12 protein-coding genes are annotated in these 15,020 nt (G+C 59.6%); 3 read left to right on the top strand and 9 right to left on the bottom strand.

Features of this window, described 5'->3' with window-relative positions:
* Positions 1–48 precede the first annotated feature (48 nt).
* The 5 genes from purL to NAV33_RS14775 form a co-directional block, all read right to left on the bottom strand.
* Positions 49–3,945, bottom strand: a complete 3,897-nt coding sequence (gene purL, locus NAV33_RS14795; protein ID WP_255981347.1) for a phosphoribosylformylglycinamidine synthase — start codon at positions 3,943–3,945, stop codon at positions 49–51.
* 317 nt (positions 3,946–4,262) lie between these two features.
* On the bottom strand, positions 4,263–5,039 hold the full coding sequence (locus NAV33_RS14790) for an amino acid ABC transporter ATP-binding protein (protein WP_255981345.1): 777 nt from the start codon (positions 5,037–5,039) through the stop codon (positions 4,263–4,265).
* A 9-nt stretch (positions 5,040–5,048) separates the two neighbouring features.
* Positions 5,049–6,146: an amino acid ABC transporter permease gene (locus NAV33_RS14785; RefSeq protein ID WP_255981343.1), complete on the bottom strand. Its 1,098-nt coding sequence runs from the start codon at positions 6,144–6,146 to the stop codon at positions 5,049–5,051.
* 10 nt (positions 6,147–6,156) lie between these two features.
* Positions 6,157–7,341 (bottom strand): amino acid ABC transporter permease, encoded by a 1,185-nt coding sequence (locus NAV33_RS14780; protein ID WP_255981341.1) that lies wholly within the window; start codon positions 7,339–7,341, stop codon positions 6,157–6,159.
* A gap of 86 nt (positions 7,342–7,427) precedes the next feature.
* Positions 7,428–8,456: an amino acid ABC transporter substrate-binding protein gene (locus NAV33_RS14775; protein WP_255981339.1), complete on the bottom strand. Its 1,029-nt coding sequence runs from the start codon at positions 8,454–8,456 to the stop codon at positions 7,428–7,430.
* A 347-nt stretch (positions 8,457–8,803) separates the two neighbouring features.
* Between NAV33_RS14775 and NAV33_RS14770 the strand changes: the two genes are divergently transcribed.
* The 3 genes from NAV33_RS14770 to rhlB all read left to right on the top strand — a co-directional run bounded on the left by NAV33_RS14770 (position 8,804) and on the right by rhlB (position 12,128).
* Positions 8,804–9,460, top strand: coding sequence for an alpha/beta hydrolase (locus NAV33_RS14770; RefSeq protein WP_255981337.1), 657 nt, complete (start codon positions 8,804–8,806; stop codon positions 9,458–9,460).
* 214 nt (positions 9,461–9,674) lie between these two features.
* On the top strand, positions 9,675–10,610 hold the full coding sequence (locus NAV33_RS14765; protein ID WP_255981335.1) for a GGDEF domain-containing protein: 936 nt from the start codon (positions 9,675–9,677) through the stop codon (positions 10,608–10,610).
* 123 nt (positions 10,611–10,733) lie between these two features.
* Positions 10,734–12,128: an ATP-dependent RNA helicase RhlB gene (rhlB, locus tag NAV33_RS14760; protein WP_255981333.1), complete on the top strand. Its 1,395-nt coding sequence runs from the start codon at positions 10,734–10,736 to the stop codon at positions 12,126–12,128.
* Positions 12,129–12,349: 221 nt separating this feature from the next.
* Here the strand turns inward: rhlB and moaE are convergent, their stop codons facing one another.
* From moaE to NAV33_RS14740, 4 genes are all read right to left on the bottom strand, one after another.
* Complete coding sequence (gene moaE / locus NAV33_RS14755; protein ID WP_255981331.1) at positions 12,350–12,805, bottom strand: molybdopterin synthase catalytic subunit MoaE; 456 nt, start codon at positions 12,803–12,805, stop codon at positions 12,350–12,352.
* Positions 12,806–12,807: 2 nt separating this feature from the next.
* Positions 12,808–13,056, bottom strand: a complete 249-nt coding sequence (locus NAV33_RS14750; RefSeq protein ID WP_255981329.1) for a MoaD/ThiS family protein — start codon at positions 13,054–13,056, stop codon at positions 12,808–12,810.
* Positions 13,053–13,523: a cyclic pyranopterin monophosphate synthase MoaC gene (gene moaC, locus NAV33_RS14745; RefSeq protein WP_255981327.1), complete on the bottom strand. Its 471-nt coding sequence runs from the start codon at positions 13,521–13,523 to the stop codon at positions 13,053–13,055. Before moaC ends, NAV33_RS14750 begins: the two co-directional genes overlap by 4 nt.
* A gap of 96 nt (positions 13,524–13,619) precedes the next feature.
* Positions 13,620–15,008, bottom strand: a complete 1,389-nt coding sequence (locus tag NAV33_RS14740; protein WP_255981325.1) for a PhoH family protein — start codon at positions 15,006–15,008, stop codon at positions 13,620–13,622.
* Between the last annotated feature and the right edge of the window lie 12 nt (positions 15,009–15,020).

Below are 15,020 nucleotides of genomic sequence, written 5' to 3'. Positions count from 1 at the left end.
CCCGGAGCGCCTGCACGCTTCCGAGCTTTCCTTCTTCCAGATACCGGGTCAGTCGACCCAGACCCGCGCATTGCGGAACATGCGCATCCAGCCACCATCTTCTTGCCATTCATCCGGGTGCCAGGAGTTGGTCACCGCGCGGAAGACGCGCTCCGGGTGCGGCATCATGATGGTTACACGACCGTCGCGGGTGGTGAGACCTGTAATGCCACGCGGCGAACCGCCCGGGTTGGCCGGATAACGCTCAGTAACCTTGCCGTAATTATCGATGTAACGCAGCGCCACGGTGCCGGACAGATCGGCTTCTAGCAGTGCTTCTTCGCTTTCGAATTCCGCGTGCCCTTCCCCATGCGCAATGGCGATGGGCAGACGCGAGCCGGCCATGCCCTGCAGGAAAATCGATGGCGAATCCTGCACCTGAACCATGGCCACGCGCGCCTCGAACTGCTCGGAACGGTTACGCACGAAGTGCGGCCAGGACTCGCTGCCAGGTACCAGTTCATGCAAGTTCGAAAGCATCTGACAGCCGTTGCAAACGCCCAGCGCGAAGCTGTCCTTGCGCTCGAAGAAGGCGCTGAAGTCTTCACGGGCGCGGCCATTGAACAGAATCGACTTGGCCCAACCTTCACCTGCGCCGAGCACGTCGCCATAGGAGAAGCCACCACAGGCAACCAGCCCCTTGAACCGATCGAGACTGATGCGCCCCGACAGGATGTCGCTCATGTGCACGTCGACGGCAGCGAAACCAGCGCGGTCGAACGCAGCAGCCATTTCGGTCTGACCGTTGACGCCCTGCTCGCGCAGGATCGCCACCTCGGGCCTTACGCCACGCTTGATATACGGCGCCGCGATATTCTCGTTGACGTCAAACCCTAGATTGACGCTGAGCCCTGGGTTGTCTTCCTCGAGCAGCGCATCGAATTCCTGATCGGCACAATCGACATTGTCACGCAGGCGCTGGATCTGGTAGCTGGTTTCGGACCACTGACGCTGTAGCAAACGACGGTCGCCGCTAAACACGTCGGCGCCGTCGAACTTGATCGCCACGTGGCCGTTGTTGATCGGCTGACCGACCACGGCGACGCAGTCAGCCAGACCGGCGGCGCTGAACTGCGCCAGAACCACTTCGGTGTCGCCCTGGCGGACCTGAATCAGTGCGCCCAATTCCTCGTTGAACAGCACAGCGGAAATTTCCGTGGTGCTCTCTACCAGAGCATCAAGGCTGAGGTTGAGGCCACAGTGACCAGCAAACGCCATCTCCAGCGCGGTGGTCAGCAGACCGCCATCGGAACGGTCGTGATAGGCCAGCAGCAAACCATCGGCATTCAGACCTTGAATGACCGCAAAGAACGCCTGCAGGTCTTCGGCGTCGTCCACATCCGGCGCCTGGCGACCGATCTGTCCGTAAACCTGAGCCAGGATCGAACCACCCATACGGTTCTGGCCGCGACCGAGATCCACAAGAATCAGGTCGGTCTCGCCCTTGTCCAGCCGCAGCTGCGGCGTCAGGGTCTCGCGAATATCGGCCACTGGGGCAAAGCCGGACACGACCAGCGACAACGGCGACGTCACGCTCTTCTCGACGTCCTCGTCGGTCCAGCGGGTCTTCATCGACATCGAGTCCTTGCCCACCGGAATGGTGATGCCCAACTCCGGGCACAGCTCCATACCGACGGCCTTGACCGTGTCGTACAGGCGCGCGTCTTCGCCTGGGTGGCCAGCAGCAGCCATCCAGTTGGCAGACAGTTTGATGTCGGAAATCTTCTCGATACGTGCGGCAGCAAGGTTGGTCAGCGTCTCGCCGATCGCCATGCGTCCCGAGGCGGGGGCATCGAGCAACGCCAGCGGCGTGCGCTCGCCCATGGCCATCGCTTCGCCAGTGTAGACGTCATAACTTGTAGCGGTCACCGCGCAATCGGCCACCGGAACCTGCCACGGACCGACCATCTGATCGCGGGCAACCATACCGGTGATGCTGCGATCACCGATGGTGATCAAAAAGCTTTTGCTGGCTACCGCCGGGTGATGCAGAACACGAGTGACCGCCTCGCCCAGATCGACCTGATCCGCGGCGAAATCATCACCCAGCTCGGCTTCGCGGACGGCACTGCGGTGCATGCGCGGCGCCTTGCCGAGCAGCACGTTGAGCGGCATGTCGACCGGATTGTTACCAAAATGGTTGTCGGAAACGGTCAGATGCGGCTCGGCAGTGGCTTCACCCACGACGGCGAAGGGGCAGCGCTCGCGCTTGCAGATCGCCTCGAAACGTTCGAGATCGGCGGCATCCACCGAGAGCACGTAGCGCTCCTGGGACTCGTTACACCAGATCTCCAGCGGTGCCATGCCCGGCTCGTCGTTAGGGACGTTGCGCAGCTCGAAGCGGCCACCGCGACCGCCATCATTGACCAGCTCCGGGAAAGCATTGGATAGGCCACCCGCACCGACGTCGTGGATGAACTTGATCGGATTGTTTTCGCCCAGCTGCCAGCAGCGGTCGATGACTTCCTGGCAGCGGCGCTCCATCTCGGGGTTGTCGCGCTGTACCGAGGCAAAATCCAGGTCCGCCGAGCTGCTGCCGGTGGCCATGGACGACGCCGCGCCGCCACCAAGACCGATCAGCATCGCCGGGCCGCCCAATACGATCAGCTTGCCGCCAACCGATATTTCAGCCTTCTGCACATGATCTTCACGAATGTTGCCCATGCCACCCGCCAGCATGATCGGCTTGTGGTAGCCACGCACTTCCGAGCCGCGCGGCGTATCGATGGATTGCTCGAACGTACGGAAGTAACCGCTCAGCGCCGGCCGACCGAATTCGTTATTGAACGCCGCGCCGCCCAGAGGGCCTTCGATCATGATGTCGAGCGGCGTAACGATGCGTTCGGGCTTGCCGTAAGGTACTTCCCAAGGCTGCTCGAAGCCTGGAATGTTCAGGTTGGAAACGGTGAACCCGGTCAGGCCGGCCTTTGGCTTGGCGCCACGGCCTGTGGCGCCCTCATCGCGGATCTCGCCGCCAGAGCCGGTGGCTGCGCCGGGGAACGGTGCAATCGCCGTCGGGTGGTTGTGGGTTTCGACCTTCATCAGGATGTGCACGGGTTCCTGATTCGCCGCGTATTCACCGGTTTCGGCGTTCGGGTAGAAGCGCCCCGCGACATTACCGACGATCACCGCAGCGTTGTCCTTGTAGGCGGACAACACGCCCTCACCGTACAGCTGGAAGGTATTCTTGATCATACCGAACAGGGATTTCTCCTGGCTTTCGCCATCGATATCCCAGCTGGCGTTGAAAATCTTGTGACGGCAATGCTCGGAATTGGCCTGAGCGAACATCATCAATTCGATGTCGTGCGGGTTACGTCCCAAAGTGGTGAAGCTGTCCACCAGATACTCGATTTCATCGTCCGCCAGTGCCAGGCCTAGCTCAACGTTGGCTTTCTCCAGCGCAGCGCGACCGCCAGCCAGCACATCGACGGCGCTGAGCGGCTTGGGCTGGGCATGGCTGAACAGGTTCGCCGCGTCCTCGAACTGCTCGATCACCAGTTGAGTCATGCGATCATGCAGAACCGCGGAGATTTGCGCTGCTTCAGCCTCGGAAAAGCTTCCCGCGACGTGATAGGCGATGCCCCGCTCGAGTCGCTGGATCTTGTCCAGGCCGCAGTTACGGGCAATATCGCTGGCCTTGCTCGACCATGGAGAAATGGTGCCGAAGCGCGGCACGACCAGGAATAGGCGACCGGCTGGCTCCTCAACCGGGACGCTTGGACCGTACTTCAGCAGTCGAGCCAATACTTGCTGCTCATCCGCGCCAAGCGCGCCGGATACTTCGGCGAAATGAGCAAACTCGGCGTACAGCCCGCTGACAGCGGGGACCTTCTCGGTCAATTGTGCCAGGAGCTTACCGTGACGGAAGGCGGAAAGAGCGGGAGCGCCGCGCAGGATCAACATCGTCGGAACAGCCTCGGAGGGGAGCAGTCGGGGGCGCGTATTCTAGCTCATGACGGAGGGCAAGGGGCAGCTGGAAGCTGAAGCGATTAGGTAACAGCTGGCGCGAAACGTCCGCCCCGCATCGTAGCCCTGCCGGTGGGCTGAAGCCCACCTACGCCTGCCTTTCACGTCGAGCTTCAGTGCAATATCTGACTCAAAAACAGCACTGTAGGGTGGGCTTTAGCCCACCACATTGGGATGATTACCGGTGTTTCTGGTGGGCTGAAGCGGAGCGCCGCCCGGCCCACCCTATGCCCTGAAGCCTGTGGCCTGCCGCCCTAATGCAATATCTGACTCAAAAACAGCTTGGTCCGCTCGTTGTTCGGATTGGTGAAGAAGGTCTCTGGGTCGGCTTCCTCTACGATCTCGCCCTTGTCCATGAAGATCACTCGATCGGCGACGGTACGGGCGAAGCCCATTTCGTGGGTCACGCAAAGCATGGTCATGCCGCTTTCGGCGAGGCCGACCATGGTGTCCAGCACTTCCTTGACCATCTCCGGATCTAGCGCGGAGGTGGGCTCGTCGAACAGCATGATTTTCGGCTTCATGCACAGCGCACGAGCAATCGCGACACGCTGCTGCTGACCACCCGAGAGCTGCCCCGGATACTTATCGGCTTGTTCCGGTATGCGCACACGCTCCAAATAGTGCATGGCAATTTCCTCAGCCTGACGCCGCGGCAGCTTGCGCACCCACATCGGTGCCAGGGTGCAGTTTTGTAGTACGGTGAGATGCGGGAATAAGTTGAAATGCTGGAAGACCATGCCGACTTCGCTGCGGATCGCCTCGATCTGCTTGAGGTCGTTGGTCAACTCGACACCGTTGATTACGATGCGACCTTGCTGATGCTCTTCAAGCCGATTGAGGCAGCGAATGGTGGTGGACTTGCCTGAGCCGGATGGCCCGCATAGCACGATGCGCTCGCCCTGGGTGACATTCAGGTTGATGTCCTTGAGCACGTGAAACTGCCCGAACCATTTGTGTACGCCGTGCATCTGGATGACCGGCTCGCCGGCGCGTTCAGGCTGTTTGGGTTGCAGAGATGTATCGTTCATGTGCCTCTCCTAATTCCGGTGACCGGTGTCGAGCTTGCGTTCCAAATGCATGGAATAGCGCGACATGCCAAAACAGAAAATCCAGTAGACCAGCGCGGCGAATACATAGCCCTCGGTCGACATGCCCAGCCAGGCAGGGTCGGCGGTGGCGCGCTTGATGCTGTTGAGAAAGTCGAACAGACCGATGATGATCACCAGACTGGTGTCTTTGAACAGGGCGATAAACGTATTGACGATGCCGGGAATGACCATCTTCAGTGCTTGCGGCAGGATCACCAGGATCATGCTGCGCCAATAGCCCAACCCCATCGCGGCGGCCGCCTCATACTGGCCCTTGGGTATCGCTTGTAGCCCGCCGCGCACGACTTCGGCGATATATGCGGCCTCGAAGAAAATCACCATCACCATGGCCCGCATGAGCTTGTCGAGGTTCATTTCTTCGGGCAGAAATAGCGGCAACATGACCGATGACATGAACAGCACGGTGATGAGTGGCACGCCGCGCCAAAACTCGATGAAAGTCACGCACAGCACGCGAATCGCAGGCATGTCCGAGCGACGGCCGAGCGCCAGCAGAATGCCCATCGGCAAGGCTCCGGCGATGCCGACAGCAGCGATGACGATGGTCAACATCAACCCGCCCCAGCGGCTGGTCGGGACCATTTCCAGGCCCAGGAAGCCACCATGCAGCAGCCAGTAGGCGAGCAACGGATAGAGCAGCAGAAAGCCTATGCCGTAACGCGCCTTGTTCCGCATTTGTCGGAGGAATAGCGGCGCGGCGCCGATGACGGCGAGCCAGGCTGTCGCATCCACGCGCCAGCGCAACTCTGATGGATAGAAACCGTACATGAACTGGCTGAAGCGCGTCTGGACGAACACCCAGCATGCGCCTTCACGCGTACAGTCGGCTCGTGTCTCTCCGGTCCAGTCGGCCTTGATGATGGCCCAGTCGAGGATCGGCGGCACGATCAACCAGATCAGATAAAGCCCCACCAAGGTGAGTAGCGTATTGATCCAACTGGAGAACAGATTGGCCCGCATCCAGCCGATCACACCAATGTTGGTGGAAGGTGCCGGCAGGTCCGGTTTAAAAGTATGGGTCGTCATGCGCTCGTCCTTACCGCTCGATCAGCGCAATGCGCTTGTTGTACCCATTCATCAGCAGCGAAATGCTAATGCTGATCGCCAGATACACGCTCATGGTGATGGCCATGGTTTCAATGGCCTGACCGGTCTGATTGAGCACCGTACCGGCAAATAGCGACACCATATCCGGATAGCCGATGGCAGCCGCCAGCGAAGAATTTTTCGCAAGATTGAGGTATTGGCTGGTCAGCGGCGGGATGATCACGCGCATTGCCTGGGGGATGATGACCAGTCGCAATACACGTCCCGGACGAAGACCCAACGAGGCGGCGGCTTCGGTCTGCCCGTGGCTGACCGACTGAATCCCGGCGCGTACGGTTTCTCCGATAAAGGCCGCGGTATAGATGGACAGCGCCAGCACAATCGACACCAGCTCCGGTATTACCACCCAACCGCCACGGATGTTGAAGCGTTGCAGCTCCGGAATTTCCCACAGAAACGGCGCGCCAAGCAGCAGCGAGCAGAGCCCCGGAATCCCGACAAACAGCGCCAGACTGGCCCAGAACACTGGAAAGGTCTGCCCGGTAGCGTGGCGTCGCGCGCGGGCCCAGCGATTTAGCATGACGATGGCTACCAGCGCCACGAACATCGCGCCCCAGAACGGCCAGAAGCCTTCCCCCGCGCTGGGTGAAGGCATCTGCACCCCGCGGTTGTTGACGAAGATAACGCCCCACAAGCTCAGACTGTCCCTTGGGCCGGGCAAAGGGCCAATCACGGCGAAGTACACGAAGAAGATCTGCAGCAGCGGCGGGATGTTGCGGAAGGTCTCGATATAGACCGTAGCGATTTGACGGATCAGCCAGTTAGGCGATAGTCGCGCCACACCGAGTACGAATCCGATGATGGTCGCCAGAACGATGCCGATGACACTAACTAACAGCGTGTTAAGCAAGCCGACCCAGAACACCCGTCCATAGGAATCGCTTTCGCTGTAGTCGATCAGATGTTGGGAGATGCCGAAGCCGGCGGCATTGTCGAGAAAGCCGAAGCCCGAGGTGATGCCTCGGTGGGCGAGGTTGGTTTGGGTGTTGTAGAACAGGAACCAGCCGATCCCTACTACCGTTATTACCGCGACAATCTGAAACAACCAGGCGCGCGCCTGTGGATCCGTGAGCAGCGAGCCGCGCGCTGCTCCCGTTTTGGCGATGGTTCGCATTAAGAAACCTCATACGACGCGCCGGTGCAAGGGCACCGGCAGCGCTCATCCTTGAAACAAGGCCAGCGCTCGCTGGCCCGGCTCGATCAGCGCACCGGCGGTGCGTACTGCAGGCCTCCATTGGTCCAGAGCGCATTCAGACCGCGTTCGATCTTAAGGTCGCTGCCGGAGCCAATGTTGCGCTCGAACACTTCGCCATAATTGCCGACCTGCTTGACGATTTGCACCGCCCAATCCTTCGGCAGCTTCAGATCCTTACCATATTCACCCTCGATGCCGAGCAAACGCGCAACGTCGGGATTCTTAGTAGTTTTGGCTTTTCCTTCGACATTAGCCGCGGTTATCCCCAGCTCCTCGGCGTTGATCATGGCCAGCAGCGACCAGCGCACGATATCGAACCATTCTTCGTCCCCCTGACGCACCGCAGGGCCGAGCGGTTCCTTGGAGATGACTTCCGGCAGCACGATATAGGCGTCCGGCTTGGCTAGCTTGATGCGCTGGGCGTACAGCTGGGACTGATCGGAAGTGAGCACGTCGCAACGGCCGGACTCCAGCGACTTGGCGCTTTCATCGGACGTGTCGTAGGTGATTGGGGTGTACTTGAGACTATTGGCGCGGAAGTAGTCGGAGAGGTTCAGCTCGGTAGTGGTACCGGCCTGGATGCATACGGTCGCACCGTCGAGTTCTTTGGCACTGGATACGCCGAGTTCCTTATTTACAAGAAATCCCTGGCCGTCGTAATAGGTCACGCCGGTAAAGTTAAGTCCCATCGCCGAGTCACGAGAGCTGGTCCAGGTGGTATTTCGCGAAAGCACATCGATTTCACCAGATTGCAGCGCGGTGAAACGCTCCTTGGCCGTCAGCGGGCTGAACTTGACTTTACTGGCATCACCAAATACCGCAGCCGCTACCGCGCGGCATACATCCACATCGATTCCCTTGTATTCGCCCTTGGCATCGGTGTAGGAGAAGCCCGGCAGCCCGTCGCTGACGCCGCACTGCACGAAACCTTTGCTCTTGACCGCATCCAGAGTCGCCCCTGCCTGAGCCAAGCCGCTGGCGCCCAAAAGTGTCGCGGCACTAAGCACGGCCAGTGTGGATTTTGCCCTTATCATCGAAACCTCCAGTTTGCTTTTATTCTTACGGGGTCGGGGTCTTCTACCTGCATCACAGGTTGCCAATCGACACGCATCAACCGACATGACAGAAGAGCCTGACCTGAGTCTAGCCGCCGATTGGTTATCGGCAACTTCTCCCGATGCGCTTATCTGCGACAGTGCCGACGACATCGGCGCATTAGGTACCAGCGGCAAAGCAAGTGGCGTACCAGATCGCAACAGCGCCTTCTGGAGCCGCGGCGCGCTTCATAGCAAGGCTATGAGCAGGTAATCTCGCCGCATATTGCTGCACTTTTTTCTGCGCTCGCCCAAACATGGCGCGATCCGCCCGAATGGAGCCCGACATGAGCGACCCTCTAATCATCGAACCCGCAACAACTGCCGATTCCTGTGTTATCTGGCTGCATGGCCTCGGCGCTGATCGCTACGACTTCCTGCCCGTGGCCGAAATGCTGCAGCAGCGTCTGTTGGCGACCCGCTTCGTGCTCCCCCAGGCACCCACCCGGGCAGTAACCATCAATGGCGGCTGGGCGATGCCGAGCTGGTACGACATCCTGGCCATGAGTCCTGCTCGAGCGATTGATCAGGCGCAGCTCGAGCAATCGACGCAGAGTGTGATCGAGCTGATCGAAGCGCAGCGCGACGGTGGCATCGATCCCAAGCGCATCTTCCTCGCCGGCTTTTCCCAAGGCGGCGCGGTGGTTTATCACACCGCGTTCCTACGCTGGTCCGGCCCGCTGGGCGGAGTTCTGGCGTTATCTACCTATGCGCCGACTTTCAACGCCGCTCTGGGGTTGTCGCCGCTGCAAACCGGTCTGCCGGTGCTTTGTCTGCACGGTTCGAGGGATGACGTCGTACTGCCCTCAATGGGGCGCGCCGCCTATGAATGTCTGGTACAGAACCAGGTACAAGCGGCCTGGAAGGGTTATCCGATGGGCCATGAGGTGGTGCCGGACGAGATTCGCGATATCGGCGATTGGCTAAAAGCCCGGCTGGGTTAACTGCGCTTGAACAGCGGCTCATTCCGCTAAGAAATTTGTGACGCTGCGCGCCTGTCCGGATGGCCAAATAAAGCTACGCTTGGCATGGGCAGAAAAAACTTGATGCGCCTGCAGTTGTAGCGCTCATTGCGGTCAGACGAAGCCGACCAGCCAGTAGTTACGGGGCGCTAGCGATAACCATGACAAAGACGCCATCCAGCCGGATGTTGCAGTCATGAAGCTTGCCGAATGGCGGGCCGAAATGCAGCACCTGAAACAGGCACGACTGCTAGATCATGTGGACGAGCCGTGCCTGCGGCTGCTGCAGGAGTTCTTCGAACCGTGCCTGGTCGGGGCTGGCGAGGTCCTGCTTTCACCACTCGAACACAATCACTATCTTTATCTGGTCCTCGACGGCGAGCTGGCCGTTCACCTGGATTCGCTCGAAAGCCATCAGGTACGCGCCATCGGCCCAGGCGATTGTGCCGGCGAAATCAGCTTCATGGACAATCTGCCGCCGTCGGCCTACGTCGTCTCGCTCGTGCCTTCGGTACTGCTGCGTCTGCATCGTCGCTCGATGCCACTGCTTACCCGGTCCCCCAAGCTGATGCAGAACCTTGCCGAACTGCTTTGCCAACGTGTTCGCCTGAGTGATCGGCTGATCATCAACAGCGAGCAGAACGCCAACGTCGACACCCTAACCGGCTCCTTCAATCGCCGTTGGCTCGAACATATCTACACGCGCGAGAGCACCCGCTGCGCCTTCAGCGGACAACCGCTATCGATCCTTATGCTCGATGTCGATCGCTTCAAGGATTACAACGATAGACATGGCCATCTGGCCGGCGACCATGCGTTGTGCCTTGTCGTCGACACGCTCAGCAAGCTGCTGCGTCCAGCAGACAGCCTGGTGCGCTACGGTGGCGAGGAGTTCGTGATTTTGCTTCCCGACATGTCACTCGAAGATGCTCGCAACATTGGCGAACGCCTGCGCCAGAGCCTCGAAGATATAAAATCGTTCCGCTCACCTATAGGGGTTCTGCCTGGCGTGACGATTTCCGTCGGTGTCGCGCCGATGCAACCGAAGGACGACCTGAGGACGCTAATTCACATCGCCGACCAAGCGCTTTATCAGGCCAAGAAGCGGGGGCGAAACCGCGTTTGCGGCTGACCTACAACCGCGCCGATAGCATGACCAGCCCAAGTTCGATGCCAGTTCCGAGCAAATCTTCGCCGTATCTGCTTCTTGCATTACACTGGCGGGCAAACCTTTATAGACACAGACGAGAAGCCCGTGCTCGAAGCACTCAAAAAAATTTTTGGCAAAGGCCAGGCCGAGCTACCCGCCGCCCAGCCCATCAGCAACACCTCGAAAAGCACCGATAACCCTCGCCCTGCGCGTTCCGATGCTTCAGCGGTAGCAACCAAGCCGCGCCCTGAACGTGCACGCAAGCCCGCCGCACCGCCTGCACCTGCGTGGAAACTGGAAGACTTCAAGGTCGAGCCCGCCGAAGGCAAGACACGTTTTCATGATTTCAAGCTCGCTCCGGAGCTAATGCACGCCGTCCATGATCTTGGATTCCCTTACTGCACACCGATCCAGGCCCAGGTGTTGGGGTTTACCCTCAAGGGTCGAGATGCGATCGGCCGCGCCCAGACCGGCACCGGCAAGACTGCAGCCTTTTTGATTTCCACCATCACCCAGCTGTTACAGACCCCACCACCCGGCGATCGCTACATGGGCGAGCCGCGCGCGCTGATCATCGCGCCGACGCGGGAACTGGTCGTGCAGATCGCCAACGATGCGCTGAATCTAACCAAGTACACCGGCCTGAGTGTGATGAGCTTCGTCGGAGGCATGGATTTCGACAAACAGCTCAAAGCTCTGGAATCCCGCTATTGCGACATTCTCGTGGCTACACCGGGGCGCCTGCTGGACTTCAATCAGCGCGGCGAAGTGCACTTGGATATGGTTGAGGTTCTGGTCCTCGACGAAGCGGATCGCATGCTCGACATGGGGTTCATTCCGCAGGTCCGCCAAATCATCCGCCAGACCCCACCCAAGAGCGAACGCCAAACTCTGCTGTTCTCCGCTACGTTCACCGAAGACGTGATGAATCTGGCCAAGCAGTGGACAACGGACCCGGCAATCGTCGAAATCGAAGCGGTGAATGTTGCGAGCGACACCGTCGAGCAACATGTCTACGCCGTAGCGGGAAGCGATAAGTACAAGCTGTTGTACAACCTCATCACCCAGAATGACTGGACCCGAGTGATGGTATTCGCCAATCGCAAGGACGAGGTGCGCCGCATTGAGGAGCGCCTCACTCGCGACGGTATAAGCGCCGTCCAGATGTCCGGTGACGTCCCGCAACACAAGCGCATTCGTGCATTGGAAGGCTTCCGCGAAGGCAAGATTCGCGTAATGGTGGCGACCGATGTGGCAGGCCGCGGCATTCATGTCGATGGCATCAGCCACGTGATCAACTTCACTCTGCCAGAAGTGCCGGACGACTACGTGCATCGCATCGGCCGCACAGGTCGGGCCGGCGCCAGCGGCACTTCGATCAGCTTTGCCGGGGAAGATGATGCCTTTGCCCTGCCGGCGATCGAAGCACTTCTGGGGCGCAAGATCAGTTGCGAGATGCCTCCCGCCGAACTGCTGGCTGCGGTCCCGGCCAAGCGCTGACAAGCTTTGGAACAAATACTTAAACAAAAAAGCGAAGCCGGCAGCGGCTTCGCCTTTTTTTCGCCCGTACCTGATGGTACTGCGGATCTCCCGAGCTCGCTTCTCGCTGATGGGCGCAGGCGTCAATGACAGAGAGCATAATAGAGGAAGCTCCCTACCTGGGCGCTCTGTCGATGCTTTCACGTTGTTCCTAAAGCTGCAGATCACCTTCGGCTGGCTTGCTATCCCTGACGCCACCGCTCCGCAGCGGCTTGGTCGCTACAGCGACCTTCGACCCAGCGCGGTCCTGACGGGGTATCTTCCTTCTTCCAGAACGGCGCGCGGGTTTTCAAATAATCCATGACGAACCGGCAACCATCGAATGCAGCCTCACGGTGTGCGCTGGCGGCGCCGACGAAGACGATCGGCTCACCGGGCTCGAGCCGACCGACTCGGTGCAGGATTTCCAGGTGCAGCAAGGGCCAACGCGCGGTGGCCTCCTCGACGATTTTCTGCAGCGCCTTCTCCGTCATTCCCGGTGCGTGCTCGAGAAACATCCCGGCGACGTCATGCCCATCGTTGAAATCGCGAACGAAGCCGACAAAGCCGGTTACCGCGCCGATGCCAAGGTTGGCTGCGTGCAACGCGTTGAGCTCTGCACCTGGATCGAACGGCGCCTGCTGTACACGCACATTCATGCTCAGCCTCCAGTCACGGTGGGAAAGAATGCCACTTCATCGCCATCGACCAGCGGCTCGTCGAGCCCGCACAACTCCTGATTGCGCGCGCACATCAGGTTCTGTTCGCCCAGTACAGTCCATTCGTTACCTCGCGCCAGCAGTCGCCGCCTGAGATCGTCGACCTGCCGAAGTGACGAATCCCATTCCAGCTGCTCGGTATCGAGGCCAAACGCCTCACGATAGCGCGCGAAGTACTGCACCTGAATCATGCCTGCACCTGCCAATGTCCGCTTTTTCCGCCTAGCTTTTCCAGCAGTCGGACACTCTCCACGACCATACCCTTATCGACGGCCTTGCACATGTCATAGAGGGTCAAAGCGGCGATGCTCGCGGCAGTCAGCGCTTCCATCTCCACGCCGGTCTGACCGGCCAGTTTGCAGCGTGCCTCTATCCGCACGCAGTCGCCCCCTTCCGGTTGCAGTTCGACCTTGATACTGGTCAGCAGCAGCGGATGACAAAGGGGAATCAGCTCATGAGTCTTCTTTGCCGCCTGGATTCCAGCGATGCGGGCAACTGCGAATACATCACCCTTGGGGTGGCCGCCCTGCTGGATCATTTGCAGAGTTTCAGGACGCATGCGCACTTTCGCCTCCGCCACCGCTTCACGTGCCGTAACGGCCTTGGCGGTGACGTCGACCATATTGGCGCGCCCTTGGGAATCGAGGTGAGTAAGCATAAGCAGGCGACTCCGAATATCAATGCGGCACATTGTATACACAATATGCCGCACCGCACCCTCCGCTGCCGGCCCCGTCGGGCGGCACGCGCTGGCTTACATGTGAGCCTCGGCGTATTCGGCAAGTACCGAACGAGGCACGCCTTGCAAGGTGATGTGCATGCCGTGCGGGAAGTCTTTGAAACGCTCCGTGAGATAGGTCAATCCCGAACTGGTTGCGGATAGATAAGGCGTGTCGATCTGCGCAAGATTACCCAGGCAAACCACCTTCGATCCGCTCCCTGCCCGTGTGATGATGGTTTTCATCTGGTGCGGCGTGAGGTTTTGGCATTCGTCGATCAGGATCAGACTCTGCTGAAAGCTGCGGCCGCGAATGTAGTTAAGGGATTTGAACTGCAACGGCACCTTTTGCAGGATGTAATCGACACTGCCATGGGTGCTCTCGTCATCCATATGCAGCGCTTCGAGGTTGTCGGTAATTGCGCCGAGCCAGGGTTCCATCTTCTCCGCTTCGGTGCCAGGCAGAAAGCCGATGTCCTCATCCAGCCCCTGCACGCTGCGTGTCGCAATGATTCGCCGGTAACGTTTGCTCACCACGGTCTGCTCGATGGCCGCGGCCAAGGCCAGGATGGTCTTGCCGGATCCTGCGGCACCCGACAGATTGACCAGATGAATATCTGGATCAAGCAAGGCGAACAGCGCCAAGGCCTGATGGATATCGCGAGGGCGCAGCCCCCATGCCTCCTGGTGCAACAATGGTTCCTGGTGCATATCGAGCAAGAGCAACTCGTCCGCCTTGATGCCCTTGACCCAGCCGACAAAGCCTTGCTCGTCGAGGATGAACTCATTGATGTGCACGGCAGGCAGATTGTCGATCAGTTGGACCCGATGCCAGGTCCGGCCGTGACCTTGGTGTGTGTCGACCTTGCTGACACGATCCCAGAACGACCCGCTCAGGCTGTGGTAGCCGCGCGATAGCTGGCCAACGTCGTCCACTAGCTTGTCGGTGTGGTAATCCTCCGAGGCAACGCCACAGGCGCGCGCCTTCAAACGCATATTGATGTCGTTGGTAACTAACACCACCGGAACGCCAGCGCTGCGCCGCTGCAGATCCACGACCTGATTGATGATCTTGTTGTCGTTGAGATCTTCTGGAAGCGCGCTGGAGTCGGCGCCTTTGCTCATCAGAATCGACAGGCTGCCACAGGGCCCGCTCTTCTCTCGCTGGATCGGTACGCCCAGCTCGACTTCTTCGGGGGTGGCATCGCCGAGCACCTTGTCGATCAAGCGAATGGCTTGACGGCACTCAGCCGCCACGCTGTGCTTGCCGGTCTTGAGTTGATCAAGCTCTTCGAGCACGGTCATTGGGATGGCGACCTGATGCTCCTGAAAATTCAACAACGCATTGGGATCGTGAATCAGAACGTTGGTATCAAGAACGTAGAGGGTGGGCTGAGTTGCGCGGGGTCTGCCGTAGTCATCCATACGCGATCACCT

The sequence above is a fragment of the Stutzerimonas stutzeri genome (assembly GCF_024448715.1).
Classification (GTDB): Bacteria; Pseudomonadota; Gammaproteobacteria; order Pseudomonadales; family Pseudomonadaceae; genus Stutzerimonas; species Stutzerimonas stutzeri_AR.
The sequence above is the reverse complement of the archived record's forward strand: the minus strand, read 5'-3'. Positions and strand labels throughout refer to the sequence as shown.

Bases quoted from the DNA above. Each gene is read 5' to 3' on its own strand.
- purL (WP_255981347.1), bottom strand. From the start codon at position 3,945: ATGTTGATCCTGCGCGGCGCTCCCGCTCTTTCCGCCTTCCGTCACGGT.
- NAV33_RS14790 (WP_255981345.1), bottom strand. From the start codon at position 5,039: ATGAACGATACATCTCTGCAACCCAAACAGCCTGAACGCGCCGGCGAG.
- NAV33_RS14785 (WP_255981343.1), bottom strand. From the start codon at position 6,146: ATGACGACCCATACTTTTAAACCGGACCTGCCGGCACCTTCCACCAAC.
- NAV33_RS14780 (WP_255981341.1), bottom strand. From the start codon at position 7,341: ATGCGAACCATCGCCAAAACGGGAGCAGCGCGCGGCTCGCTGCTCACG.
- NAV33_RS14775 (WP_255981339.1), bottom strand. From the start codon at position 8,456: ATGATAAGGGCAAAATCCACACTGGCCGTGCTTAGTGCCGCGACACTT.
- NAV33_RS14770 (WP_255981337.1), top strand. From the start codon at position 8,804: ATGAGCGACCCTCTAATCATCGAACCCGCAACAACTGCCGATTCCTGT.
- NAV33_RS14765 (WP_255981335.1), top strand. From the start codon at position 9,675: ATGAAGCTTGCCGAATGGCGGGCCGAAATGCAGCACCTGAAACAGGCA.
- moaE (WP_255981331.1), bottom strand. From the start codon at position 12,805: ATGAATGTGCGTGTACAGCAGGCGCCGTTCGATCCAGGTGCAGAGCTC.
- NAV33_RS14750 (WP_255981329.1), bottom strand. From the start codon at position 13,056: ATGATTCAGGTGCAGTACTTCGCGCGCTATCGTGAGGCGTTTGGCCTC.
- moaC (WP_255981327.1), bottom strand. From the start codon at position 13,523: ATGCTTACTCACCTCGATTCCCAAGGGCGCGCCAATATGGTCGACGTC.
- NAV33_RS14740 (WP_255981325.1), bottom strand. From the start codon at position 15,008: ATGGATGACTACGGCAGACCCCGCGCAACTCAGCCCACCCTCTACGTT.